General features: G+C 39.0%; 2 protein-coding genes. Both read right to left on the reverse strand.

Translation table 11 applies throughout. The features are described from left to right. Positions 1 to 5 precede the first annotated feature (5 nt). Complete coding sequence (locus tag JMX63_RS14545; RefSeq protein ID WP_227673356.1) at positions 6 to 527, reverse strand: IS630 family transposase; 522 nt, start codon at positions 525 to 527, stop codon at positions 6 to 8. Further along, the gene (locus JMX63_RS14550) at positions 511 to 849 is read right to left on the reverse strand and encodes an IS630 transposase-related protein (RefSeq protein WP_227673357.1); all 339 of its coding nucleotides are present in this window, start codon (positions 847 to 849) and stop codon (positions 511 to 513) included. Before JMX63_RS14550 ends, JMX63_RS14545 begins: the two co-directional genes overlap by 17 nt. Positions 850 to 912 lie beyond the last annotated feature (63 nt).

The following is a 912-nucleotide window of genomic DNA, read 5'->3' on the forward strand; positions in this document are numbered from 1 at the left end:
TATAGTCAATCCACAATAAAACTGGAACAGCCCATATCCTGAAACAGTTTAGGCAGATTATTCTCCATCCACCCTTGTCGTAGAAACTTTGCTTGCGCCCATTTCTTTTCAATAGGGTTCAGATCAGGACTGTAGGGTGGCAGCCATAAAATACGATGGCCGTGCCTGTTCAGTAGTTTTTGAATACGCGTGCTTTTATGAAACCGAGCGTTATCCATGACAATCACGCTCTTGGTTTTAAGACTTGGAATAAGTGTGAACTTACACCAGTCATAAAATATATTGCTATTGATATTTGTCTCAAAGTAATCAAGCGCAAATAGCATCTTTTTATAGAGAGCTCCGATGACATTCGTACGCTTTTTTGCTTGCCAGTTGTAGCTGTCGATACAGGGTTTACCTATCGGTGCATAGCCATGAGAACGAATGGTTTCAGCCTCAAAACCGCTTTCATCCATATAAACGATGGGATAGCCTTGAGTCATATAATCATTTAAATGATTGAGATACTTAGCTCTTTTTATCAAACAGGCTTTTGGATGTTCTAAGGTCTTTTTTTTGACTGATACCTAGCCGTTTTAATGCGGCTTCTATACCTGATTTACTACAGCCTAAACGCCGTGCTCGCTCGTACATATAATCGTCTGGATGCTGCTCAACATCTTTCAATAAGGCTTCATTTAATATTTTAGTCGGTGCTTTATTTCTGGTGGTTTTAGGAACTAAGCTCTGCTGCCAGCTGTGAATCGAGCTTGTGCTAAGCTGATAAAAGTTAGCTGCTTCTCTAATGGTCATGCCGTCTTTAATGCTTCGTAACACTTGTTTGCGAAAGTCGATTGAATAGGTCATCGTTTATTTCACTAAATGAATTGGTTATAAATATTGTATCGGTTTTATCTAAGATTGACTATA

Source organism: Psychrobacter nivimaris (assembly GCF_904846365.1).
GTDB lineage: Bacteria > Pseudomonadota > Gammaproteobacteria > Pseudomonadales > Moraxellaceae > Psychrobacter > Psychrobacter nivimaris_B.

What these genes read in the sequence shown, in the direction of transcription:
- JMX63_RS14550 (WP_227673357.1), bottom strand. Translation starts at nt 849, where the DNA reads ATGACCTATTCAATCGACTTTCGCAAACAAGTGTTACGAAGCATTAAA.